Consider the following 25,261-nt stretch of genomic DNA (forward strand, 5'->3'; position numbering starts at 1 on the left):
CTTACTAACGATCGGTTTTAAGTGTACAAATCAGGAAACCATACACGTAGCGAAGCGGCGTATGGGGGAGGAGGTCATTTTATAGACTCCAGCAACTTTTGAAATACAGGCGGATGCTGCTCGGCAAGCTCTGCTAAAATTTTTCGGTCAAGCTGAATGTTTTTTTTGTGCAATCCTGCGAAAAATTTACTATAGGATAGGCCCTGCGCCCGGACAGCGGCGTTAATTTTTGTCTGCCAAAGCCGGCGAAAATCGCGTTTACGCTGTTTCCTTCCCACGAAAGCGTGGGGCCAAGCGTGCAAAAGCGCCTCGCGCGCGAGACGTTCTTTTGATTTTCTGCCCCAGCGAAAACCCTTGGCGTATTTTAAAAGCTTCTCCCGTTTTTTGTGGGCGATAACGCCGCGCTTTACTCGTGTCATAGTTGATTCATATAGACCTTAAGTTTCCGCTCGCCCCTACCGCCAACGCGTGTCATTGTCTTTTTTCTTAACTGCACCCTTCTTGATGCCTTTGCATTAAAATGATTCTGCCCCGATTTGCGGTACAGAAGTTTTCCGGTTTTTGTGATTTTGATGCGTTTTAGTACGGCTTTCCTCATACCGTTAGAGATTTATCCCGTTAGAGATTTATTACGTATGGAAACATGCAGTAAGACGCGTTCCGCATACATTGATATCCCACAGACCGCATTTAGTTCCATATCTCTAACGGGACTCATTATTTTTTAGTTAGGATTGCAATAAACCCCTGCGGAAATCTTTTGGGCGGCGACTCAAGATTAAATTCCACCGGAATCATAGTAAGGAATTCGTTGAATTTCTGCAAGGCAACATTTCCGTGCGCTTTTTCCCGTCCCCGCAGGCGCATGTCAATTCTTACTTTGTCCCCCCTCTCTAAAAATTTTTTAGCCTGCCCCGCACGCAGTCCAAGATCGTGTTTGCCGGTCGTAAATCCGATGCGTATCATTTTAACTTCGGATTCTTTTTGTTTTTTACCGTGTTCCCGCTCTCCCTTTTCGCGTTGATACTTAAACTTCCCAAAATCCATTATCTTTGCAACCGGCGGATTTGCGGTTGGCGCAATTTCAATCAAATCCAACCCTTTCTCTTGGGCAATACGCAAGGCCTCGGCAGTTTCTATGGTTCCGAGGTTTTTGCCGTCCTCGTCAATGACCCTGACGGGCGAGACGCGGATATATTGGTTTATATAATAACGGCGTTGTATAAAGTTATTTTATCGGACGACGTCAGACGTCGTCTTTTTTTAGATAAATTAGTCTTTAGACTCGGTGGAGATGGGGGGAATCGGACCCCCGTCTGGAAGTTTCGGCAGCTAAAATTTATACGGGTGTATCCCACACTTTGCGGGAAGAGGTGCTCGATAAATGTCATAACCCCTATCGAGCATCTGGGTTACCAAGCTCGGTGTTATAACACCGGTTTGCTCTCTCACGAGCGTTGAGAGACCGATGCCACAAATCCGAAGATTCGTAGGGTTCTTTCGTTAAGCTACTGCGTAGGCAGGCTGCGCGAAAGATTTAAATAAGTTTGCACTTATTTGATGCGAGAATTTAACGAGTGATCTCGCGTCCTCGACCCGATTTTAACCACCTCTGACCCCCATCGAAGCCAATCATCCCCACTTCTTCGTTTCCTTGGAGTTTATCTTCAAAGAGACGAAGAGGTGTCCTTAGAAGCCTTGGCGAAGAAGGGCATCCATTCTTCAGGAAAGCTTCGAAGTGCGCAGCGCTCTTTTAACTTCTCGTTCGGTGTCACGTTTTTTGATAATCTCCCGTTTGTCTGTCTTCCTTTTATGCCGCGCGAGGCCTATTAAAATCTTCACGCGGTTACGTTTAGTATACACCTTAAGTGGCACTATCGTCAATCCTTTCTGCGCTGAGGCGCCGATAAGTTCTTTGGTTTCGGATTTATGGAGGAGGAGTCGGCGCGTTCTAATTGGGTCGTAATCGGGTGGCGCGTTTTTGGGCTGATGTGGTGGGATGGTTGCGTTAATCAGCCACGCCTCGTTATTTTTTATAACCGCGAAAGAGCCGGATAGGTTTATATGTCCGGTTTTTATTGCCTTTACCTCAAATCCGCGTAGTTCAATACCGGCCTCGTAGGTGTCCAGGACTTCATAGTCAAAATAGGCCCGACGGTTAACCGCAATGTCTCCCATGTCTTTCTATTTTGGCTTTATTTTGTTAAAATTCAAGCCATGATAAGATCCGAAATAAAAGCCGCGTTGAGGGACGCAATCCGGAAAATATTCGGCAAAGTTGAGGCGCCGGAATTTTCTATTGAGGTTCCGGAAAATCCGGAGCATGGCGATTATGCAACAAACGTAGCGCTAGTGCTGGCCAAGCAACTGAAAAAGCCTCCGATGGAAATCGCGCATAGTCTTGCCGCGCAACTTACAACTAAAGTCGAAGTTGCCCCCCCGGGATTTATTAATTTCTGGGTTTCCCCTGCTACATTATATAAAGAACTCGTTACGGTTCTGAAAAAGAATGACAAATATGGAAAGGGAGAGAGAAAGGCAACAAAAATCTCGGTTGAGTATCTGGACGCTAACCCCACTGGGCCTGTACATATAGGCCACGGACGCAGTGGGTTTTTGGGTGATGTACTTTCCAACGTTCTTTCTTTTTTTGGATACCGCGTGACCAGAGAGTTTTATGTGAATAATGCCAAAATTAGTGGCCAGATAAAATCGTTAGGAAAAACTGCGCTTGGAAAAGGCAGCGAATACCGCCACGCACAGCTGCTTCGTATTCTAAAAACTCAACGGGTCCATACAAAAATCAAAAAATTAAAAAACGAAAGCGAGGCAGGATTTATTATCGCGCGTATAATACAGAAAGAAAATGAGGAATTGCTTAAAGAAAAAGCAAGGATTAGTTTTGATTTATTTTTTGAAGAAGAGGCGGTTTACAAATCTGGCGACGCAGAGCGGCTTCTCGGGCGTCTTAAAAAACAAGGAATTTTGTATGAGAAAGATGGCGCTTGGTGGTTTCAGGCAAAGAAATTCGGCGACGCAGAAGATCGTGTTTTTGTACGAAGCACCGGAGAGCCGACATATATTGTTCCGGACATTGTTTACCACCTTGATAAGTTAGTGAATCGTAAAAACGACCTTGTTATCAATATCTTTGGCGCGGACCACTATGGTTACGGACCGCGTCTTCTGGGGGCCTTGAAGGCGCTTGGTATTGAACCGGCAAGGGTTCGTATACTCATCATGCAGACAGTCCGTCTGATTAAGGGCGGAAAAGAATTTAAGATGTCAAAACGCCGCGGCCTCTTTGTGACGCTTGAGGAACTTATTAAAGAAGTCGGTTTGGATGCCGCGCGGTACTTTTTCTTGGAAAAATCTCCGGATACGCATATGGATTTTGATCTGGATTTGGCAAAAGAGCGGTCGGTGAAGAATCCGGTGTACTATATTCAATATGCCCATGCTAGAATTTCGAGCATCTTTAAAAATGCTCGAAATTCAAATTACAAATTACAAATTACAAATTACAAATTACTTAAAGAGAGGGAAGAACTAAGACTAATTAAAAAATTGATCCAATTCACCGAGATTGTGGAGGATACCGCTCGCGATTATCAAGTTCACCGTCTGCCGCGTTATGCTTACGAGCTTGCCCGCGCTTTTCATAATTTTTACGAAAAGCACCGCGTGATTACCGAAGATAAAAATTTGACCGCCGCCCGTCTTAATCTTGTTTCCGCAACCCAAGTTGTACTGAAAAATATTCTTAGTTTGATGGGTATCGGCGCGCCTGAAAAAATGTGACTATGAATATAGAAAAATCAAAATTAAGCCTTCCGGAGTTGGCCGCCCACCGAAAATGGGCGAGCCTCGCTCTTCCGGAGCGGGAAGAAAAAATTCTGAAATTCTGGGAGGAAAATAAAATTTTTGAAAAGTCCCTTGAAAAAACTAAACGGGGAAAGACCTTTGTTTTTTACGAAGGTCCTCCGACAGCCAATGCCGCTCCCGGGATTCATCACGTTTTGGCGCGCGCCTTCAAAGACATTATTCCGCGCTACAAAACCATGCGCGGGTTTTTTGTTCCGAGAAAAGCTGGTTGGGATACGCACGGTCTGCCCGTTGAGATTCAAATAGAAAAAGAGCTTGGATTTAAAACCAAGCAGGATATAGAAAAATACGGCATTGCCAAGTTTAACCAAAAAGCCAAGGAGTCGGTGTGGCGTTACAAAGAAGAGTGGGAAAAGCTGACTAAGCGTATTGGGTATTGGCTTGACCTTGAGCACCCTTACATAACTTATGACATCCGGTATATGGAAACCCTCTGGTGGGTTATAAAAGAAATTTGGAAAAAGGGTTTACTGGTTGAAGATTTTAAAGTAGTTCCTTGGTGCCCTAGGTGTCAGACCGGACTTTCCACGCACGAGCTCGGCCAACCCGGAGCCTACAGATTAGTAAAAGATAACTCTATATATGTAAAACTAAAAATTAAGGGCCGTAAAAACGAGTACTTATTGGTTTGGACCACAACTCCATGGACGCTTCCCGCCAATGTTGCCGTAGCCGTCAATCCCAAGATTGATTACACAAAATTTAAAATTGATGATGAATTTTTGTGGTCAGCGGTGATGCCGCCCTACGGCAAAGACCAAAAGATTACGATCATAGAAAAAGCGTCCGGCAAATCTCTTATCGGTATAAATTATGAACCGCTTTTCCGTGTTCCCCAAGGCTACTCTTGGGGTAAAGAACCGGAGTTTGTAACAATCCCGGCAGATTTTGTTTCCACCGAAGAGGGGACGGGCATGGTTCATATTGCTCCTGCCTTCGGAGACGAAGATATGTTGGCGGCCAAGAAAACTTGGGGCGCAAGCTATCCGATTTTACACACTGTTAATGTAAACGGAAAAATGAAAAAGGGAGTAATCGGGGAGGGGAAATTTGTCAAGGATGCGGACGAGGAGATAACCGCTGACCTTAAGAGGCGTAAACTTCTTTATCGCTTGGCGCCGTACGAACACGAGTATCCCCACTGCTGGAGATGTGATACTCCGCTGCTTTATTTTGCCCAAAACGCTTGGTGGATAAGAACCACCGCCGTAAAAGACAAGCTTCTTAAAGAAAACGAAAAAATTAACTGGATTCCGGAGCATTTAAAACACGGCCGCTTCGGCGATTTTTTGCGCGAGCTACGCGATTGGGCTTTTTCGCGCGAGAGGTATTGGGGAACGCCGCTTCCTATTTGGAAATGTACAGGGTGCAAAAAGCAAGAAGTTATCGGCAGCAGAGAAGAATTGAGTTTACGTGTCGGCAAAGCCAAGAACCGCTATTTTGCCATGCGTCACGGCGAGTCACTTGCCAACGTCCGCCACGTTTTTGATTCCCACGACAGTAAATTTCCAATAACCCTTAGGGGACGCAGCGCAGTAGAAAAGTCCGCCAAGACATTAAAACAAAAAAAGATAGATTTTATTTTTTCTTCAGAAATTCTTCGGGCACGAGAAACTGCAGAGATTGTAGCCAGGGCCCTTGGCCATAAAGAAATAAAATTTGACAGGCGTCTTAACGAAATTGACCCGGGCGTATTTGAAGGAAGATCTCCTGCCGAATATCATAAGTTTTATACCTCTACTCTTGAGAAATGGATAAAGCCCCCTCCGCGGGGAGAGTCTTTGGGAGACGTGCGAGCAAGAGCAACAGCGCTTCTGGAGGATTTAGAGAAAAAATATATAGGCAAAAATATTCTTTTGGTGAGTCATGACTATCCGATTTGGGCCCTGTATGCCGGAGCCGTGGGTTTTTCGGACGAGGAAGCGGTGCTATTTAGGAAACAGAGACGTGGGCAAGGAGAAGAATTTGTTGATTTTGCAGAAACCATGGAAGTCCCCTACAAAATTTTACCGCGCGATGATACGGGTTCGGTAAACCTGCACCGACCCTATGTGGATTCATTTGAGTTTCCGTGCCATAAGTGTAAATCTTCAATGCGGCGAGTATTGGAAGTGGTTGATGTCTGGTTTGATTCGGGGGCGATGCCGTTTGCTCAAAGCCACTGGCCATTTGCTAACAACCAACAACCTAAAAAATTGCTGTACCCCGCGGATTATATTGCGGAGGCGGTGGACCAGACAAGGGGCTGGTTTTATACCTTGCTTGCCGTGGCAACGCTTCTGGGGAAAGGGGCTCCGTATAAAAATGTCATTTCACTGGGACACGTTTTGGACAAAAACGGCCAGAAAATGTCCAAGTCCAAGGGCAACGTGGTTGATCCGTGGGAGATGATTGAAAAATACGGCGCCGACGCAGTCCGCTGGTATTTTTATACGGTTAATGCGCCCGGAGAGCCAAAACGTTTTGATGAAAAAGATTTACAGGCGAAACTGCGCGGATTTCTTATGACACTCTGGAACAGCTTTGTGCTTTTTGATACGTATATAGAAAAAATTACAAATTCCTCGCCTCGTTCAAGCTCCGGCGGAGCGGGCAAAACCCAAAACCTTCTTGATCGGTGGGTCCTCACGAAAGTAGAAATTTTGATAAAAGAAGTTACGGCAAAGCTTGAGCGCTACGATATTGCCGGAGCGGGACGCGACTTGGAAGATTTTGTTATCAACGACTTTTCGCAATGGTATTTGCGGCGCTCCCGCAGACGTTTCCAACACCCGCAGTCCAAAAAAGAATTTGAGGGAGCCGCACAAACGACTGCTACGGCTTTGTTATCTCTAGTTAAACTTATTGCGCCGTTTGTCCCATTTTTGTCGGAGGCAATTTATCAAGAATTGAAAAAGAAAATGTCTCTTAAGGAATTGAGCGTACATCTCACACCGTGGCCCGACAAAGAGCAAAGAACAAGGGGTAAAGAGCAAAAATTACTGGATGATATGGAAGCAGTGCGGACCATTGTGGCCGAAGCTCTGAAATTACGTGCGGTAGCAGGAATTAAGGTAAGACAACCGCTGGGTATACTACAAATTGCAAATCGCAAATTATCTAAGGAGCTTCTGGGGCTTATTAAAGACGAAGTGAATGTGAAAGATATCGTCCTTGGTAGGGTATTGAAACTTGATACTGCGCTAACCCCGGAATTAAAAGAAGAAGGTTTGGCGCGCGAATTTATCCGCAACATTCAGGAGATGCGAAAGGATTTGGGATTAAAACCCAAACAGGTTATTCGGGGACAGATAACGGGTGATAGAGCGACCGAAGATACGATGGTCAAGTGGCAGCAGATGATTAAAAAAGAGACCAACATGCGCGAGTTAAAAGTCGGCGGCAAAAAAGAATTTAAAATAGAGCGTGAACTTGATTTTGACGGTAAATCCTTGTGGTTGGGGATTAAAGTATAAGAAGTGTCATGGTGGATAAAGAAAAATGCCACACATTGGTGGCACTACTTGCGAAGGATTGAAAGGAGTGAGTTGAGAGAAATCCATGCAGCAGCCGCAAACGAGAATGACGCTTGTACATGACCGGTCAAATGATATACTCCATAGCCGACAAAAAGACCGAATAGCATAGATTGCGCTTGATATCTGTTGATCATTGCGTCCTCCGCGTGTTTGATAGACCTATTTGATAGAGTAGCAAATTCAGATATGAATTATAAGAGTCACTATAGGATAGGAATGAAGTAACAAAGGTGCCACAGTAATTTTTAAGTTATGCACACCACCGAAGGCATTATTTTGAGAAAACAAGACTTCGGAGAAGCGGACGCCGTTTTTACTATTTATACCAAAGATTTTGGCAAGCTTCGCCTGCTGGCGCAGGGAGTAAAAAAGGAAGGGGCAAAACTAAAAGGACATCTGGAGCCGTTGAATCATGCCCGCATAACTTTTGTGCTTGGTAGAAACGGAGAACGCCTAACTCACGCCACCCTGCTTAATTTTGGGCCGGAGCTTCGCACTGATTTTGCTAAACTTTACGCAGCACACCGTGTTGTCGGCTGCATTGACAACCGGACATTTCCCGGCGAAAGAGATAGACCGCTTTGGGACTTGTTGGTCAATAGTTTAACACGGCTGGACAACGGCGCTTTTAGCGCCTCGGAACTACAGCTGTTTTTTGGTTCTTTTGAGAAAGAGCTGGAAGCCTGCCTTGGTTACGGCAGGCCAGAGTCGTAGGTCTTGTGGTATAATGGATGTCATGAGCAAACTTGAGGAACTTGAAGAAGAACTATACGGAGAAAACGAAGGAGATCTTAAAAAGCGGATGAGCCGCAGGATAGTTTTTCCGGGAACGCTCCAGAAGCCACCGGTTTCGTGGCTAGAGCGTAAAATTAAAGCTGGCGTAGAGAAGGGGGTCGGCGTGGGAAGCAGGGTGCCAAAGTTGCTTGTGGCAGTTTTTGCCATTTTTTTAATCGTCGGCGGCGCATTATTTATTTTCTTATATCTTGGCACACGGGGTCAGGAAGCAGAAATAGAAGTTCAGGGGCGCGAAAAAATAGAATCCGGTGAAATTCTGACTATTCCCATAGTTTTTCGCAACACCTCACGAAGTACACTGAAAGAAGTTGAGCTTACCATTATTATTCCAGAAGGTTCTTTGGTGCGCGAGGGGGGCAGAGAGTTTCCCGCTCCGTCCCGCATCATCAGGAAAATAAAAGATTTAGCGCCCGGCGAGGGAGACGAGGAAGAAACGGTAGTACGTCTTTTCGGACGCGAAGGCGAGGGTAAAACAGTTGAGGTCAACCTTCTTTATCGTCCCGAGAACCTTCGCGCCCGGTTTTCTTCCCGCAGCTCAAAGACGTTTACGGTTAGCAAGGTGCCGCTGGCTTTGTCTTGGGAGCTTCCGGAGATTTTGTCGTCGGGACAGGAGGTTGAAGCAAAGATTCGTTACACCTCGTCTTCTCCCCTTACTTTTGAAAAGGTATCGCTGCGTCTTGAATATCCGCAGGGATTTATTTATAAGTCAGCCGACCCCAAGCCAAGTCTCGGAGACACAATTTGGGATTTAGGAACAGTGGGGCCCGGTAGTGACGGGTTTGTAACTTTTCGGGGAACCATATCCGGCGGAGAGGGCGAGGTTAAAACATTTCAAGCGGGTCTTGGCGTTTTTAATATCTTAACCAAAGAGTGGCGTCCTTGGAGCGAAGCAAGTTATGAGGCCAAAATTGCCATTGCGCCTCTTTCGGTGCAGGGATTTCTTGATAGTGTGCGTGAGAGGTTGATCACACCCGGAGAGCGCCTGAATTTTACCGTTCGCTACAAAAACAATACCGCCTCGGATTTAAAAAACATAACCATACGGGCGTTTTTGGACGGCAGCATTCTTTCCCGGGACACTGTGGTAACTAGTAAAGGTGGTACGTTGCTCGCCGCAGAAAATGCTATTATTTGGGGTCCGGGAGGCACACCCGAACTCCGTGTTGTGGAGGCGGGCAAAGAGGGGGGGGTTGATTTTCACGTAGATACTCGCGAGCAGCCGGTTGTCAGAAACGTCGGCGACAAAAATTTGCAGGTTCGTCTGCGTCTTACCATTGAGGCGGCGACCACGCCCAAAGAATTTATCGGCACGAGTCTTGCCTCGGAAGACAATCTTGAGTTTAAGGTGCGCTCTAAAGTTATTTTTTCTGGAAGGGCCTTATATCGTTTGTCGCCCCTCATTAACTCCGGACCTCTGCCACCTAAGGCTGGCAGCAAAACTTTTTACACCGTTGTTTGGGAGGTGAGAAATTTTACTAACAATATGCAAAACGTAGAAATAACTACAGCATTGCCCCCTAACGTAAAATGGGAAAACGCGTTTTCTCCCAAGGACGCACGTATAATTTTTGACGAGGCGTCGTCCGAGGTTCGTTGGAAAATAGGATCCCTGCGGGCGGGCATCGGGGTTCTTGCTCCGGCTCTTGTCGGTGCCTTTCAGATATCGGTTGTTCCTTCCTCAGCCGATGTTGGGAAACCGCTTATACTTACGAGCAAGTCTTTATTTCTCGGGACCGACACCTTTACGGGCGAGAATATTGAAATGACATCAGGCGAACTTACCACCGAACTTCGTGAAGACGCGGCCACTTCTGCCAAAGACTGGTCTGTGGTAAGGTAGCGGCATAATTATGGAGTCTTTAATGGATAAAATTGTATCATTGGCCAAGCGTAGGGGATTCATCTTTCCGGGTTCTGAAATCTACGGGGGGCTTTCGGGCACTTGGGATTACGGACCGTTAGGGGTGGAGCTGAAGAATAATATCAAGAGGGAATTTTGGAAGGCAATGATTTATGAGCGTGACGATACGGTTGGTTTAGACGCTTCTATTTTAATGAATCCCAAGGTTTGGGAAGCGTCGGGCCATACGGAAGCTTTTACCGACCCCTTGGTGGAGTGTAAAACTTGCCACGAGCGTTTTCGCGCCGATCACGAGGAGGAAGTCAAGGAGCACGAGGAAGAACATAAAAAGAAAAAAGAAAAAGTTTCCTGGACTAAACCTAAGAAGTTTAACTTACTGGTGGAGTCTAAACTCGGCGTGGTTGAGGGCGAGCAGCAAACCGTTTATTTACGCGGCGAGATTACTCAAGGAGTCCATGTTAATTTTAAAAATATTCTTGATTCCACGGCGCGAAAATTACCTTTCGGAATTGTACAAATAGGCAAGGCCTTTCGCAACGAAATCACGCCCGGCAATTTTATTTTTCGCTCGCGCGAATTTGAACAGATGGAACTTCAGTGGTATGTGAAGCCGGATGCGACCGAATCCATGAAGTGGTTTGAGTACTGGAAAGAGGAAAGGGTGAAGTGGTATCAGGGGCTGGGCATCAAAAAATCTAAGTTGCGTTTCCGGGAACACGGGTCGGATGAGCGCGCGCACTATGCCCGTGCGGCTTGGGATATTGAGTACGATTCGCCTTTTGGCGGATGGAAGGAATTTGAGGGGGTTCATCACCGTGGCGACTGGGACTTGTCGCGTCATGCCAAGTTTTCCGGCGAGGAACTGACTTATTTTGATGAGGAGAGTAAAATACGCTATATTCCGTGGGTTATTGAAACTTCTGGCGGGGTGGATCGCGCCGCGCTATTTTTCCTTATTGACGCTTATGAGGAAGATGGCGATCGGGTAGTGCTTAAACTTCATCCGCGCCTTGCGCCGATAAAAGTTGCCGTATTTCCGCTTCTTGCCAATAAGCCGCAGTTAGTTGAGAAAGCGCGAGAAATTTATAAGGCCCTGAAAGCCGAAGTCGCGCATCTGGGGACCGCGATGGCTTGGGACGATCGCGGCAATATCGGCAAACGTTATTACGCCCAAGACGAAATCGGTACCCCGTGGTGTGTTACCGTAGATTTCCAGACACTTGAGGACGATACAGTGACAGTAAGGGATAGAGATACTGCTAAACAGGAGCGAATCTCAATCGGGGAACTCGCCACGTATTTTAATTCTGAACTTAATGTTTAAAAAAATAATTTTAGACAACGGACTGCGGGTTATTACCGCGCCCATGCAAGGGACCAATACGGTCACTGTTTTGGTATTGTGCGGCACTGGCTCGGATTATGAATCGCGAGAGATTAACGGCATATCACATTTTCTGGAGCACATGTTTTTTAAGGGGACAAAAAATCGGCCAAGCCCAGATGTTATAAAACACGAGCTGGACAGCATGGGCTCAATCTCCAATGCTTTTACGAGCCACGAAATTACCGGTTATCACGTCAAGGCGGGCAAAACATATTTAGATCAATCTCTTCATCTTCTCTCCGATATTTATAAAAATTCCACCCTACCCAAAGAAGAGATTGAACGGGAAAGACAAGTGGTTATTGAAGAAATGCACAAAGACCGTGATACCCCCACGCTTTACGTTAACTGGGTTTGGGAGCACTTGCTTTATGGCGATCAGCCGGCCGGCTGGGACGTGATTGGAGAAGAAAAAATAATCCGCGCGCTAAAACGCGAGGAGTTTGTTAATTATTTTAATCATCAATATGTTTCTTCCAACACAGCGGTTGTTGTTGCCGGAAACTTTGATGAGGCGGCCACCGCACGGCTGGTTAAGGAATTATTTTCTGATATTAGGCATGAGCCGCCTTTTCGTTCCAAGCCGCCCCTGCGGGAAGCGCAAACAACGCCTCAAGTAAAAATAATTTATAAAGAAACTGACCAGACGCATCTTATGATTGGGTTTCGCGGATACGATGCTTTGCACGATAGACGTTATGTCGCCGAAGTTTTAGCTGCGGTTTTAGGCGGTTCCTGGAGTGCTCGCATGTGGGATCGTATTCGGGATAAATTGGGTCTTGCCTACACGGTTTGGAGCAGCCACGAATCCTATTCCAATCGCGGCTACCTTGTTACTTACGCCGGAGTTGATCATGGAAACGTAAAGAAGACCGTGCGCGCTATTTTGGAAGAATATAAAAAAACATGCGAGAAGCCGATTGAAAACGGAGAGTTGAAACGGGTCAAAGATTATATCCGCGGCACCACATTGATTGGTCTTGAGGCCTCCAATGCCGTGGCGAGTTTTGTAGGAGTGGAAGAGATGGTAACAGGCAAGCCCGTGACAATAGAAGAAGTTTTTGCTAAAATAGAGGCGGTAACAGCTGACGATTTATGTGCGGTTGCAGGAGAGATATTCAGACCGGAAAGTTTGAATCTTGCCATGATCGGACCGTTTAAAGATACTGCTGAACTTGGAAAGATACTTGGAGAGTTTAAATAGTATGCCAACCAAAGACACACCCCATATTCATATTTCAACCGGCACCATAATCAGGTTTTTCCTGGTTATTTTTGGCATTGCGGCTCTCTACATCGTACGCGATGTTTTGGCCGCGCTTTTTTTGGCGGTTATAATAGCCTCGGCCTTGGAGCCGGCGATAGACTGGCTGAAAGAGCGAAGAGTGCCAAGGCTTGTTAGTGTAATTTTGATATATCTTGGTATTACTCTTGGTTTTTTCTTTCTCACGTATCTTATTTTTCCGTTACTTATTGAGGAGTTGCGAAGTATCACTTACACCTATCCGGTGTTGGAACGCGAGGTTCTGCGCGGCGTACGGCAGGTGGGAGAGCTTCCTTTTCTCTCTTTTCTTACTATTGATTTTGAAAGTTTAGTGGGCGCATCCTCGGCCTATCTCGAAAAACTTGGCGGGGGAATTTTGAATTTCGCTTCGCTGGTGTTTGGGGGAGCATTCTCCCTTTTTCTTATTGTTATCTTCTCTTTTTACCTTGCTATTCAAGAAAGGGGTATTGAAAGTTTTCTGCGTCTCGTCTCGCCAGTTTCTCAGGAGCCTTATGTTATTGGTTTATGGGAGCGGTCGCAAAGAAAATTGGGGCGTTGGCTGCGGGCCCAAATGTTACTGGCCGCACTCGTGGGCGTATTGATATTTTTTGGTCTAACCTTTTTGGGTATTAAACACGCGCTTCTTTTTGCGGTTCTGGCTGCGCTTTTTGAAGTGATCCCTGTTGCTGGGCCAATTTTAGCCTCGGTCCCGGCAGTGATGATAGCCTTTCTTACTTCACCACTCTTGGGCGTTGCCGTGGCCGCGCTTTATCTTGGGGTTCAGCAGTTTGAGTCGCATGTCATAGTGCCGGTGGTTATGCGCAAAACCATTGGACTCTCACCACTTGTGGTGGTGCTGGCTTTATTGGTGGGTCTAAAACTGGGAGGAATTTTTGGTGTTTTACTTGCGGTTCCAGTTACGGCCATTTTGGCGGAGTTGGTGAATGACTGGGATAAAAAGAAGAGGGCATTGATACCGGAGTAACGCGCGGGTCCCTCTCGGCAATTCTCGTCGAAAACACGCACGGCTGGTCCAGCGACCAACCGTGTTCAGTGTTCGGTCGCCCATTCCGCCTTCGGCGGAAACCATGCTGGGCGACCTCTCAATGGTTTTCTTGCGAGAATTGCCTCGATCCCGCGAATCCCGTTATCTTAAAAGAGAAGATAGAATGCAAGGAAAAGAATCAATAGTTGAAACGGGACCCCGATTAAAGGATAGGGCCCTAATTTTATTTTGGTGTGGGTGAAGGAGTGGAAGTGATGAACTGGGGAAAGAAAATTTAATTTACGCGTATAAAAAAGTCCTTCCAAGAAATCCGGCAGAGCGCCGCCGATTATAATTAATATCGCGCGGATCCATTCGTTGGGTGTTGCTGGCGATAACAATAAAAACACGAGCGCGGCGCCTAAAAATCCGTCTAGAGTAACACGTCCTAAATCGCCCAGAATTGTGCGCCGCGAAAACTCCCAATGGCGTTTTTCGTTATCTTCGTCGTCCGCAGCCGATTTTAACTTATAATCCCAGTGCGGTATGGCGTCAGAAAGATAGTGTGAAGCAAGCGCCGCAAGAAAGGAAAAAGCGGGATGTATTGAGGCGAGCGGCTTGGTAACTGCGGCGGCGATAATGGTGTGTGTAGTTAGGGTCACAATAGTTATGTTATACAATTCCCCGCAAATTAAAAGAGCACCCAAGGGTGCTACTTTTTGTCTATTAGACCAAGGAACTTTCTTACACTGGTGAGTGGGGTGTTAGAACCCATTACTATTATTCCGTAAGAATTAAAATAGGTTTCCCCCCAACGATTATGTAATATTATTATTTCTACACCCTCCTCAACCAGTTTTTGTAAAGAGCCCATAACCTCACTATCATTCATAATTGTTTTGTAAAGCTCCTCGCAGTGGCTGTTATCGCTATAGAGATTAGTTGCAACACATTTCGCTGGCCCGCTTTGCAGAAGTTCTTTTATTTTTTTATCTTCAGCTTCTTTCTCTGCCTTAATCGCCCTTGATTTCGTAACAATTTCTTCCAGCATAGAAACGTTGCCGGCGGGGGGGCGTACTACGGTTTTGGGCGCCTGTTTTTCCGGCAAAAAGAAAGTTACTGCTATAATTATTACTAGGATAGAGAGCGCGACGATATCGGCGGTCGTCAGCCTTCTCACTCTTTTGCTCCTTGAAGGATCGTCATAACGAGGTTATCATAAGCCTATATTTATGTCAAGCAAGTTTTATATTACCACCAGCATCCCTTACGCTAATGCCGCGCCTCATGTGGGGCATATTTTGGATCCTTTGATTGCGGATGTTTTGGCACGATATCACAGAATAAAAGGTAAGGAAGTAAGATTTTTGGTAGGTACGGATGAGCACGGAGCAAAAATTGTTCGTAAAGCCGAGGAAGAAGACAAGACACCAAAAGAGCTGGTTGACGAAAATTCAGCAAAATTCAGAGAAATGCAAAACACTCTGAACATTTCTTATGACGATTTCATCCGAACCAGCGACCAAAAACGCCATTGGCCCGGCGCGGAAAAAATGTGGCGGGAGATGGTTGCTTCCGGTGATATATATAAGAAAGAATATCACGGCCTTTATTGCGTGGGCCACGAAGCTTTTGTTACTGAAAAAGATTTAGTAAATGGCAAGTGTCAGGACCATCAAAAAGAGCCGGAAGCGGTTGAAGAAGAAAATTGGTTTTTCCGACTGTCAAAATATGCCCAAGAAATAGCGTCAAGAATTAAGAATGATGAATTGCAAACTATACCGGAGTCTAGAAAAAACGAGATTTTGTCTTTTATTGAAAGCGGCCTTGAGGATGTTAGTTTTTCGCGTCCTGCCAAGGATTTATCATGGGGCGTTCCGGTTCCCGACGACCCCACCCAAACGATGTATGTTTGGTCAGACGCCTTGGTTAATTATATTTCTGCTATTGGCTACGGACACGATGATCCGGAGTCACAGTTGTCACTTAAAAAATGGTGGCCAGCGGATGTGCAGGTAATTGGGAAAGACAATCTCCGATTTCACGCCGCAATCTGGCCCGGAATGCTTTTATCAGCGGGCCTTGAATTGCCTAAAGCAATTTTTGTGCATGGATTTGTTAACGTGGAAGGGCAGAAAATTTCTAAAACCGTGGGCAACGTGATACCGCCCGAAACGGTAGTGCAAAAATATGGTGTGGACCCCGTGCGTTATTATTTTTTGCGCGAGTTCCCCTCATATGAGGACGGCGATTTTAGTTATAAAAAATTTGAAGATCGGTATAACGGGGACTTAGCCAACGGTCTTGGGAACCTTGTGGCGCGCGTCTCTACTTTGGGAGAAAGTATAAGTCCGATTCATTTTGATTTTCAAAAGGATATTATCACGGAAGCAAAAAAAGAAACCGCGCGCGTCTTTGCCGAGTACGAAAAACACGTCACCGAAGTTCGTCTGAATGAAGCGCTCGCCATTGTCTGGGCGCTGGTCTCGTTTACGGATAAGTATATAAATGACGAAAAACCATGGGAGAAATCCGGGGATGATTTTAAGGGGGTTATTATCAATGCTGCTTATGTAATTGGCGTAATTTCCAACCTCCTTCAGCCGTTTTTGCCCCAAACCGCAGAAAAAATCAGCACGCAGATTTCTTTTGAAGACTCGGTGGTGCGAGTTAAAAAAGGAGTGTCGCTCTTTCCGAGGTTAAAATAAACCCCGCACTAATTTCGTTTAGAGCATTTCTTTTCAGAAAATAGTACCTCGGTAGCGCCTTCGGCTTACGTTTTCCCAGTTTAAGTTTATCTTAAAATTAGTGCGGGGTTCTGTTATTTGTTGCTAAATTTTCTTCTCCTGACGGATTGAAAATTTAGACAAATAACGAAAAAGGCGGGAATCTCTTCCCACGGCTAAAATAATAGCGGGAACGTGTTCCCGCGAAAGTAGGTTCTTACTGAGGGGCCTCGACCGCACTCTCCGCTTCGCCCAGCAAAAATTTAATGATCTTCTCCGGCGGATCGTTGTGGTTGATATAGATGGTTCCGTCCACGACGTACGACTCGTTAGCGAGAGACATATCTATATGGTGGCCTTTTGCTATAGCAAGAGCCTCTGCTAGGTCTGGACTATCGGTTACCAGTAGCGCAAATACTTCAAAGTCAGCGTCACTGCGTCCCTCGTTTTTTCCGATTCCCAGGCTCTTAAGGTATTCCACGGCCTTTCTTGTCCTTACACGTTCAGCAGCAATCTCTGCGTTTGTTTTACGCCTCGCGATTACTTGGGCGATAGCACCTTTTTCGTTCATCCTTCGTCCTCCCCAAGCCCAATATCATTATAAGTGATAGACAAAAAGATGTCAACCCCAAAACTTTTTGATGCCCATACTCATATTCAATTTGCGGCATTTAAAGACGACGCGGATTTGGTTGTTAAACGCGCCTTGGATGCAGGAATTTGGATGGTAAACATCGGAACGCAGAAAGATACTTCGGCGCATGCGGTGGAGATGGCGCAAAAATACCCCGAAGGAGTGCATGCGACTGTGGGGCTTCACCCGATTCATACGGAGCGCTCGTACCACGACCCACAGGAACTCGGAGAACCATCATCTCTAGTGTTCTCTAATTCGCGCGAATTAGAGAATAAAGAAAAAGAAAGTGGGAAAAAGAGTGAACAGGATGGGGGTTTTACCAGTCGCGGAGAAGAGTTTGATTATGAGTATTACAAAAAATTAGCGCAGGATCCGAAGGTTGTTGCAATTGGCGAGTGCGGCTTGGACTACTATCGTCTAGGCCCGGAGACGCGAGAAAAACAAAAAAGTGCTTTCTTGAAGCAGATTGAACTTGCGCATGAAGTCAAAAAACCGCTAATGATCCACTGCCGGAATGCCTTTTCCGATTTAATTGCTATCCTGCAAACTTATAACCCACAACTTACAACTCCGGGCGTGGTTCACTTTTTCTCCGGCACCAAAACCGACGCAGAGAAACTTCTTGATATGGGTTTTTCGTTTACTTTTGGGGGTGTTATCACGTTCGCCCGCGACTATGACGAAGTGGTACAATATATTCCATTGGAGCGAATAATGGTTGAAACCGATGCGCCTTATGTTGCGCCTACGCCCTATCGCGGAAAAAGAAACGAACCAGCATATATAATAGAAGTAGCCAAAAAGGTGGCCGAACTTAAAAATTTGTCTTATGAAGAAGTGAGCACCAAAACCACCCAGAACGCATTAAAAATTTTTGGAATTCAATGAGATACGACCCCAAAACAATTGAAAAAAAGTGGCAAGCGCGCTGGCTCAAAGAAAAAACTTATGAGCCGGATTTAAGGCGCGCCAAAAAGCCCTTTTATAATCTTATGATGTTTCCGTACCCATCGGCCGAGGGTCTGCATGTGGGTAATATGTACGCCTTTGTGGGTGCGGATATTTACGGACGGTTTAAGCGCATGCAGGGATACGACGTTTTTGAGCCAATAGGGCTTGATGGTTTTGGGATTCACTCCGAAAATTATGCGTTAAAGATAAAGAAGCATCCGGCGGACCAAGCCAAAGTTTCAGAGAAAAATTTTTATCGGCAACTGGAGACGGTTGGCAATGGTTTTGCGTGGCAGGAAAAATTGGAAACTTACGACCCCGATTACTACAGATGGACTCAATGGATTTTTATACAAATGTATAAACACGGCCTTGCTTATCGTAAGAAAGCACAAGTCAATTGGTGTCCCTCCTGCCTTACTGTTTTGGCAGATGAGCAAGTACTTGCAGGAGAATGTGAGAGATGCGAGACCGAGGTGATTAAAAAAGAACTTGAGCAATGGTTTTTTAAGATTACGGATTATGCCGAGCGACTTTTAAAAAACTTGGATACTCTGGATTGGTCCGAGAGGATAAAAATCGCCCAGCGAAATTGGATTGGAAAAAGCGAGGGCGCGCTCCTTCGCTTTAATGTCAGATGTCAGATGTCAGATGTCAGATGTCCGTCTGTTGAAGTTTTCACCACCCGCCCTGATACTCTTTTCGGCGCGACCTACATAGTGTTGGGGCCGGAACACCAACTTATATCAAAAATTAGAAATCAAATATCAAATATTAAAGAAGTTGAAGGGTACATTACAGGAGCTAAAACCAAGACTGATGAGGAGCGGATTGCGGAGGGTAAAGAAAAAAACGGGGTGGAGCTAAAAGGAATAAAAGCGACAAATCCGGCAAACGGCGAAGAAATTCCTATTTGGGTTGCAGATTATGTGTTGGGGAATGTGGGCACCGGAGCGATTATGGCGGTTCCGGCGCATGATGAACGCGATATGGAATTTGCTAAAAAATTTAATTTGCCCGTTAGCAACGCGCCGTTTGTTGATAAGGAAGAAATTGTCAGAAGGGTTGGGGGCAAAAAGACCGTAAATTATAGGCTTCGCGACTGGCTTATTTCCCGACAGAGATATTGGGGACCGCCGATTCCGATGATTTACTGTCATAAGTGCGGTTGGATACCTGTTCCGGAGAAGGATTTGCCGGTGCGGCTTCCTTATATAAAAGAATTCAGACCAACAGGAACTGAAAAATCACCCCTGGCGCTGGTAGAAAAATTTTATAAGGTTCGTTGTCCAAAATGTAAGTCGTGGGCAAGACGAGAAACCGATGTTTCCGATACATTTTTGGATTCCGCGTGGTATTATATCGGCTACCTCATGGCGGCCTACGATTGGAAATTAGAAATTGGAAATTTGAAATTACAGGAAGCCATGCGCAAATGGCTTCCGGTTGATATGTATATCGGCGGCGCCGAGCATGCGGTATTGCATCTTTTATATGTGAGATTTCTCGCGATGGCCTTTCGTGATTGGGGCTTAACTCTTTTTGAGGAACCATTTAAAAAATTCCGGGCGCACGGACTTTTGATCAGGGATGGCGCCAAAATGTCAAAATCGCGCGGCAACGTGGTGAACCCGGATGAATATATCCGCGCCTATGGCGCGGATGCCCTGCGGATGTATTTAATGTTTTTGGGGCCGTTTGAGCAGGGAGGGGATTTTCGGGATGACGGCATCAGGGGGATTACGAGGTTTCTTGAAAGGGCGTGGCGGTTTTGTTCGTCATACAAGGAGAGAAAGACGACTCCAATACACGAATTTCACTCGAATGATTCGAATAATTCGGGTGCATTAGAGTATTTGAGTCGCATTCTACATAAAACCATCAAAAAAGTTACCGAGGATATTGAAGGTTTGCAGTACAATACGGCGATATCGGCGTTAATGATTCTGCTGAATAAGTTTGAAGAAAGTCCGGAGGCTGTCACCAAGGAGCATGTTGCGGTTTTTCTTAGGCTTCTTGCGCCGTTTGCGCCGTTTATCAGCGAAGAGTTGTGGTCCCGATTTTTTGCGAACAAAAAATCGGGGATCCTCGATTCGCGAAGCGAATCGGGACATTCATTTCATTCAATCCACCACGAGTCGTGGCCAAAGTATAATCCTAAGTTCGTTAAAGAAGAAACTTTTGAACTGGTAATACAAGTGAACGGTAAAGTGCGCGGCCGCGTTACTTTGCCGATTGGCGCGAGCGAGGAAGATGCAAAAAAGGCGGCTCTGGGTCCGGATTCGGTCAGGAAATATGTGATAGGAGATCCGCGAAAAGTCATTTTCGTGCCGAATAAGCTTATCAATTTTGTGGTTTAAAAACATTCTAACATTCTGCAGAATGTTAGAATGTTTTTTGCTACTTTTCTGGTTGCCGCTGGTGTTATATAAAGTGTGGGCTTGAATTTTTAAATAAATTTGGCATGTGCGGAATTGTTGGATATATAGGAAAACAAAAGGCGCTTCCCATACTTCTGGATGGGATTAGAAATCTGGAATACCGTGGATATGATTCGGCTGGTTTTGCGCTACTTTCTCACAATCAACGCGTCCGGGCTGAAAAAGCCGTGGGGCGCGTTTTAAATCTTGAACAAAAAATTAAAGATCCGGCCGACTTTGCCGGGAAGATGGGTATCATTCACAGCCGCTGGGCCACCCACGGAGGAGTAACCGAAGCCAATGCCCACCCGCACTCGGATTGTCAGAAAAACATCTGGCTTGTGCATAACGGCATTATTGAAAACTACAAACAACTCAAGAGCGATCTGCTGAAAGTCGGACATAAATTTGATTCGGAAACCGATACTGAAGTGTTAGCACACCTAATAGAGGAGGTTCAAACCAAAAACCCGGAAACTGGATTAGAAGAAGCGGTGCGCCTTGCACTTCTTTCAATCCGCGGGACTTATGGTTTGGCCGTTTTTGACAAAAGAGAACCTGGAAAGTTGATAGCGGCCAGAAATTTCAGTCCGCTTCTTTTAGGGATCGGTAACAGGGAGTATTTTGTGGCGTCTGACGCTTCGGCCATTTTAAAGCATACCCAAAATGTAGTTTATCTTGATGACGGAGAAATGGCGGTCCTTACGCCGCACGAACACCATGTCTATGATCTTAGAAGAAATCTGCGCCCGAAGGAAACGCATAAAGTTGAGTGGTCACTAGAACAGGCGCAAAAGGCGGGCTTCCCCCACTTCATGTTAAAAGAAATCCATGAGCAACCAGAAGCCATTGAAAATTCTCTACGTGGGCGTCTGATTCCGGAAGAAGGACGCGTCAAGCTCGGAGGACTTTCCGAGGTTGCAGAGAAATTAAAAAACGCAAAGCGAATTTTAATTTCTGCCTGCGGCACGGCCTATTTTGCCGGGATGGTTGGTGAATATATGCTTGAGGAATATGCCGGAATCCCGGTTGAGGTTGATTTGGCTTCCGAATTTCGCTACCGAAAACCGGTTTTCCGCGAAGGCGATGTGTTTTTAGCAATCTCGCAGTCTGGCGAGACCGCCGACACTTTGGCCGCGCTTCGGGAAGCAAAAGAAAAGGGAGTACTGACGTTGGGGATTGTTAATGTGGTTGGTTCAACCATGGCGCGCGATACGGATGCGGGCGTGTATCAGCATATTGGTCCGGAAATTGGCGTTGCTTCCACTAAAGCCTTTACTTCGCAGGTTGCTATTTTGGGACTCTTGACGCTTCTTTTAGGAAGGCAGCGGGAAATGTCGTTGGTAACAGGACAGCGAATTGCTAAAGAATTGAAAACTATCCCAGTTTTGATTAAGAAAATTTTGACTCAAGATGATTGTATTAAAAAGCTTGCCCAAAAATATCAGCACCATCAGAATTTCTTGTATCTTGGCAGAAAATATAACCTTCCGGTCGCGTACGAGGGCGCGTTGAAATTGAAAGAAATTTCTTATGCTCACGCCGAAGGATACGGAGCAGGAGAGATGAAACACGGATCCATTGCGTTGATTGATGAAAATTTCCCCTCTTTGTTTATTGCGCCACACGACTCTGTTTACGAAAAGATGATTTCCAACATGGAAGAGGTAAAAGCCCGTAGGGGCCCCGTGATTGCTGTTGCCACCGAGGGCGATAAAAAAATCCGCGAGCTTGCGGACGATGTAATTTATATACCTAAAACCCTGGAGATGCTGACCCCGCTTTTGTCAGTAATCCCGCTTCAGCTTTTTGCGTATCATTTTGGAGTATTGCGCGGTTGTGATGTTGATAGGCCCCGTAACTTGGCTAAGAGCGTAACTGTAGAATAGGGCATGATGCTTGCCCCGTCACTAAATTTTGACCCTTTATTTTGCCGCCCTTCATCCCCCACCTATTCTACACTCGACTCCGTGTTGAAACGGACAGGGTTATAGAAAATACTCTTTTCAAAGCCTCCTCGGGGTTTGTCAGTAGAATAGGTGGGGGACAAGTAAGCTGGCGAGATAGACACCATAGCGGGCTAAAATTGAAGTGGACTCATTATACACGATTGCGGCAGTCAAAATTTTAGTGCGGGGATGATAAACCGCGAAACCTTGCAAAATCAGTAACGGTAGAATAATCTAAAAATAGGACTTGTTTTGGGGATCTAGTTAGGTGCCAAAGAAAAGTAAACGCTCCAAAGAGAAACAAACAATTTGTGTAGTTTGCAAACTGCCTATCAGAAAAGGAACGCTTTGTATAGTAGTACATTCCTGCACTAAAAATGGTCGTTCGCGGAAGAGGTGTAGATGTAAGAAATTAGCGCATATCCGTCATGGTGGTCTCGAGGCAGTAGTTGATAATCGTGAAGCAATCGGCATGGGTGATTAAAAAATTTAACATCCTACCTCTGGGTAGGATGTTCGTCTTTTTCAGCCCTTACTCTTCCGGTCTTATCATCATTTTGTAAAGATTTGTTCCCCATTCCCCCTTAGCCTCCGCAACCTGCACAAAACCAAGTTTTAAGTATAGCTTATTGGCTTCAACTCTGCTGGGACGGCTGGTAAGGCCAAGAAAAAGGTGATCGTAGTAAAGTTTGACCGGCAGCCGGTGTTCTCTGGCAAACCCCCGCGCGTTTTCAATCAGATGCCGGACGATTATTTCACCAATACCTTGGCCACGATGGTCTTTATCCACCACAATATCATGAATTTCTGCGATCCAGCGACCCAGATTTCTTTGAAAGAAAATTGAACCCATTCCCAGTAGTAACTGTTCGCCGCCCCCAGAAGTTTCTCTGGCCACAAAGAGATAGAAATTTTGGTTGCCAAGACATTCATTAAGTTCTTCTATCGTAAGCGGTACTGCTTTTCCTGAAGGTGAGAGCTGGGGAAGCAGCCGGTTTATGGTTGCAAGAGCGCGGCGCGCGTCTGCGGGCCCAATCCTTTTAATTTCAACCACGGATCGTCGTCCTTTTTGGGTAGATGTTCTATATTTTGAAACGAAGGATTATGCTCTTTGGTTATATCAAATAGACATTTAGATGCAATAGTTGGCATCGCCGCCCTTCATGCCAAACCCGCTTGTTTTAAGTAAAGTTCTAATGCTTTCCGAAATGGATATACATAGCGCTTGGGATGTTCGGCAGACCGGAGAGGGTCCTTGCGAGAGTGATTTCTTAAACCTTCATTTTTTAGGATGGTTCAAGTAGCAGCGGAAAAACCCAAAAAACGTAAGGGAATCATTATATGGGATTTTGATCGGGTGCTTTTTAATACCGAGAAATATTTTCAAGATAACGCCCAAGTTTTTCGTACTTATAATATTCCGGAGGATGCCCTGCGGCATGCAGTAGATAACATAAATAATAGCGATGCTACTTTTTCTACGGCCGCACTCTGTCGTGAATTAAAAAAGATGGGGTTATACTGCCCAGTTAGTCGGGCGCGGCGTACGGTAAACCAAAGCCTTTCCCGTTATCGGTACATTGATGCTGCGGCGGATCAACTGCTACACCGTCTTAAAAGACGGGGATTTATCCACTTTCTTTTGAGCTTTGGAAATGGAGCATATCAGGGAAAAAAAATTAAAATTGCCGGCGGTAAAACCCTACGTCATTTTGAAAAATTGATTGTTACCGGAAAACCCAAGCATGTATTTATTAAGCGTATTGCCCGTCGCTATTTCGACCTTCCCATATTTTTTATTGATGATACGCGGAGCCATATTGAACTTGTTCAAAAATACATTCCTCGGGTATGCACTATACACTATAGTGGTCGATTGTCGCTGCGGGACGTGGAACGCACGATTTTAAATCGCCATGCTGACTAAACCGATAATTAAAATTCCTAAAGTTGTTGTAATTGGTGGTGGAACCGGTGTCTTTACAGTACTCTCGGGCCTTAGAAAGTATAATCTTGACCTTACGGCAATAGTGTCTATGGCTGACGACGGCGGTTCCTCCGGAACCTTACGCGAAGAGTTCGGAATTCTGCCGCCCGGAGACGCACGAAGGGCCTTGGTTGCTCTTGCTCATACCGACAACCAGATGTTGAGTGAACTTTTTAATTATCGTTTTACGGAAGGCAGGCTGACTGGTCATGCCTTTGGTAATTTGTTACTCACGGCCCTGGAAAGAATTACTGGAAGTTTTGAGGGGGCGTTAAGTGAGGCCGGCCGCATACTAAATGTACGGGGACGGGTTATTCCTGTTACTTTGGATAAGGTGCGGCTATGCGCTAAGTTGGAAGACGGCACCGTTGTTCGGGGTGAAACCAACATTGATATTCCTAAACACGACCCGCGTCTTAGAGTTAAAAAGATATATTTAGAGCCAAGGGCCAAAGGAAATAAAAACGCCGTGAGGGTTCTTAAAGAAGCAGATCTTATAGTTATGGGGCCCGGCGACTTATTTACCAGTGTTTTGCCCAACCTTCTCGTTCGGGGGGTTCCGGTAGCAATCAGAAAATCAAAAGCAAAAAAAGTTTTTGTCGTAAATACTATGACCAAGGTCGGCGAGACAAACAGTTTTAAGGTCAACGATTTCCTTTTTGAGGTAGAAAAATATCTTGGCCGCGGAGTTTTGAATTATATCGTGGTAAATACTAAAAAACCGCCACACACGCGTCTTGTTGAGTATGAACGCGAGGGCAAGATTATGGTAGGGACAGGAAGTCTGTCGTCTAAACCCATACCAATCCTCGGTAACTTTATTCGTACTTCTGGTTTCGTACGTCATGATCCGGAAAAATTATCTAAGGTTTTAGTGTCTTTATTGTGAGAGTAAC

Annotated in this window: 22 protein-coding genes and 1 other RNA gene; 14 read left to right on the top strand and 9 right to left on the bottom strand. The window is 45.6% G+C overall.

The genetic code is table 11. The features are described 5' to 3' along the window. Positions 1–74 precede the first annotated feature (74 nt). From rplT to smpB, 5 genes are all read right to left on the bottom strand, one after another. Positions 75–419, bottom strand: coding sequence for a 50S ribosomal protein L20 (gene rplT / locus HYW89_02940; protein ID QQG44941.1), 345 nt, complete (start codon positions 417–419; stop codon positions 75–77). After that, positions 416–598: a 50S ribosomal protein L35 gene (locus HYW89_02945; protein ID QQG44942.1), complete on the bottom strand. Its 183-nt coding sequence runs from the start codon at positions 596–598 to the stop codon at positions 416–418. Before HYW89_02945 ends, rplT begins: the two co-directional genes overlap by 4 nt. A gap of 119 nt (positions 599–717) precedes the next feature. Beyond that, complete coding sequence (locus HYW89_02950) at positions 718–1,224, bottom strand: translation initiation factor IF-3 (GenBank protein QQG45762.1); 507 nt, start codon at positions 1,222–1,224, stop codon at positions 718–720. A gap of 62 nt (positions 1,225–1,286) precedes the next feature. Continuing rightward, positions 1,287–1,640: a transfer-messenger RNA gene (ssrA, locus tag HYW89_02955) on the bottom strand. An 82-nt stretch (positions 1,641–1,722) separates the two neighbouring features. Further along, a complete protein-coding gene (smpB, locus tag HYW89_02960; protein QQG44943.1) occupies positions 1,723–2,178 on the bottom strand; it encodes an SsrA-binding protein SmpB in 456 nt (151 codons plus the stop codon). 39 nt (positions 2,179–2,217) lie between these two features. Between smpB and HYW89_02965 the strand changes: the two genes are divergently transcribed. From HYW89_02965 to HYW89_02995, 7 genes are all read left to right on the top strand, one after another. Next, the gene (locus HYW89_02965) at positions 2,218–3,801 is read left to right on the top strand and encodes an arginine--tRNA ligase (protein QQG44944.1); all 1,584 of its coding nucleotides are present in this window, start codon (positions 2,218–2,220) and stop codon (positions 3,799–3,801) included. Positions 3,802–3,803: 2 nt separating this feature from the next. Next, the gene (locus HYW89_02970; protein ID QQG44945.1) at positions 3,804–7,340 is read left to right on the top strand and encodes a class I tRNA ligase family protein; all 3,537 of its coding nucleotides are present in this window, start codon (positions 3,804–3,806) and stop codon (positions 7,338–7,340) included. A gap of 315 nt (positions 7,341–7,655) precedes the next feature. Further along, positions 7,656–8,117: a DNA repair protein RecO gene (recO, locus tag HYW89_02975; protein QQG44946.1), complete on the top strand. Its 462-nt coding sequence runs from the start codon at positions 7,656–7,658 to the stop codon at positions 8,115–8,117. A gap of 22 nt (positions 8,118–8,139) precedes the next feature. Beyond that, on the top strand, positions 8,140–10,038 hold the full coding sequence (locus tag HYW89_02980) for a hypothetical protein (GenBank protein QQG44947.1): 1,899 nt from the start codon (positions 8,140–8,142) through the stop codon (positions 10,036–10,038). A 10-nt stretch (positions 10,039–10,048) separates the two neighbouring features. Continuing rightward, positions 10,049–11,383: a glycine--tRNA ligase gene (locus HYW89_02985; protein ID QQG44948.1), complete on the top strand. Its 1,335-nt coding sequence runs from the start codon at positions 10,049–10,051 to the stop codon at positions 11,381–11,383. Next, positions 11,376–12,650 (top strand): insulinase family protein, encoded by a 1,275-nt coding sequence (locus HYW89_02990; protein QQG44949.1) that lies wholly within the window; start codon positions 11,376–11,378, stop codon positions 12,648–12,650. The genes HYW89_02985 and HYW89_02990 overlap by 8 nt, the downstream gene beginning before the upstream one ends. Position 12,651: 1 nt before the next feature. Next, entirely contained in the window at positions 12,652–13,695 is a 1,044-nt protein-coding gene (locus HYW89_02995; GenBank protein QQG44950.1) for an AI-2E family transporter, read from the top strand. Between the two features lie 167 nt (positions 13,696–13,862). On the opposite strand, the gene HYW89_03000 is transcribed toward HYW89_02995, so the two are convergent. Together HYW89_03000 and HYW89_03005 are read right to left on the bottom strand one after the other, a co-directional pair. After that, entirely contained in the window at positions 13,863–14,357 is a 495-nt protein-coding gene (locus HYW89_03000; protein QQG44951.1) for a hypothetical protein, read from the bottom strand. Positions 14,358–14,407: 50 nt separating this feature from the next. Continuing rightward, positions 14,408–14,875 (bottom strand): hypothetical protein, encoded by a 468-nt coding sequence (locus HYW89_03005; GenBank protein ID QQG44952.1) that lies wholly within the window; start codon positions 14,873–14,875, stop codon positions 14,408–14,410. A gap of 52 nt (positions 14,876–14,927) precedes the next feature. Here HYW89_03005 and HYW89_03010 point away from each other — a divergent pair, with 52 nt between their 5' ends. Continuing rightward, a complete protein-coding gene (locus HYW89_03010; GenBank protein ID QQG44953.1) occupies positions 14,928–16,403 on the top strand; it encodes a methionine--tRNA ligase in 1,476 nt (491 codons plus the stop codon). A 235-nt stretch (positions 16,404–16,638) separates the two neighbouring features. Here the strand turns inward: HYW89_03010 and HYW89_03015 are convergent, their stop codons facing one another. Further along, on the bottom strand, positions 16,639–16,992 hold the full coding sequence (locus HYW89_03015) for a hypothetical protein (protein QQG44954.1): 354 nt from the start codon (positions 16,990–16,992) through the stop codon (positions 16,639–16,641). A 48-nt stretch (positions 16,993–17,040) separates the two neighbouring features. Between HYW89_03015 and HYW89_03020 the strand changes: the two genes are divergently transcribed. From HYW89_03020 to HYW89_03035, 4 genes are all read left to right on the top strand, one after another. Further along, the gene (locus tag HYW89_03020; GenBank protein ID QQG44955.1) at positions 17,041–17,946 is read left to right on the top strand and encodes a TatD family hydrolase; all 906 of its coding nucleotides are present in this window, start codon (positions 17,041–17,043) and stop codon (positions 17,944–17,946) included. Then, a complete protein-coding gene (locus tag HYW89_03025; GenBank protein QQG44956.1) occupies positions 17,943–20,369 on the top strand; it encodes a leucine--tRNA ligase in 2,427 nt (808 codons plus the stop codon). The genes HYW89_03020 and HYW89_03025 overlap by 4 nt, the downstream gene beginning before the upstream one ends. Positions 20,370–20,473: 104 nt before the next feature. Beyond that, positions 20,474–22,318, top strand: coding sequence for a glutamine--fructose-6-phosphate transaminase (isomerizing) (glmS, locus tag HYW89_03030; protein ID QQG44957.1), 1,845 nt, complete (start codon positions 20,474–20,476; stop codon positions 22,316–22,318). A gap of 328 nt (positions 22,319–22,646) precedes the next feature. Further along, positions 22,647–22,862: a hypothetical protein gene (locus HYW89_03035; protein QQG44958.1), complete on the top strand. Its 216-nt coding sequence runs from the start codon at positions 22,647–22,649 to the stop codon at positions 22,860–22,862. A gap of 48 nt (positions 22,863–22,910) precedes the next feature. Here the strand turns inward: HYW89_03035 and HYW89_03040 are convergent, their stop codons facing one another. Beyond that, positions 22,911–23,432: a GNAT family N-acetyltransferase gene (locus HYW89_03040; protein ID QQG44959.1), complete on the bottom strand. Its 522-nt coding sequence runs from the start codon at positions 23,430–23,432 to the stop codon at positions 22,911–22,913. A 237-nt stretch (positions 23,433–23,669) separates the two neighbouring features. Between HYW89_03040 and HYW89_03045 the strand changes: the two genes are divergently transcribed. Both HYW89_03045 and HYW89_03050 read left to right on the top strand, forming a co-directional pair. Continuing rightward, entirely contained in the window at positions 23,670–24,305 is a 636-nt protein-coding gene (locus HYW89_03045; GenBank protein QQG44960.1) for a hypothetical protein, read from the top strand. Beyond that, positions 24,295–25,254, top strand: coding sequence for a YvcK family protein (locus HYW89_03050; protein QQG44961.1), 960 nt, complete (start codon positions 24,295–24,297; stop codon positions 25,252–25,254). The genes HYW89_03045 and HYW89_03050 overlap by 11 nt, the downstream gene beginning before the upstream one ends. Positions 25,255–25,261 lie beyond the last annotated feature (7 nt).

It is taken from the genome of Candidatus Sungiibacteriota bacterium (assembly GCA_016432465.1).
In the GTDB taxonomy this organism is placed as follows: Bacteria; Patescibacteriota; Minisyncoccia; order Sungbacterales; family HO2-52-23.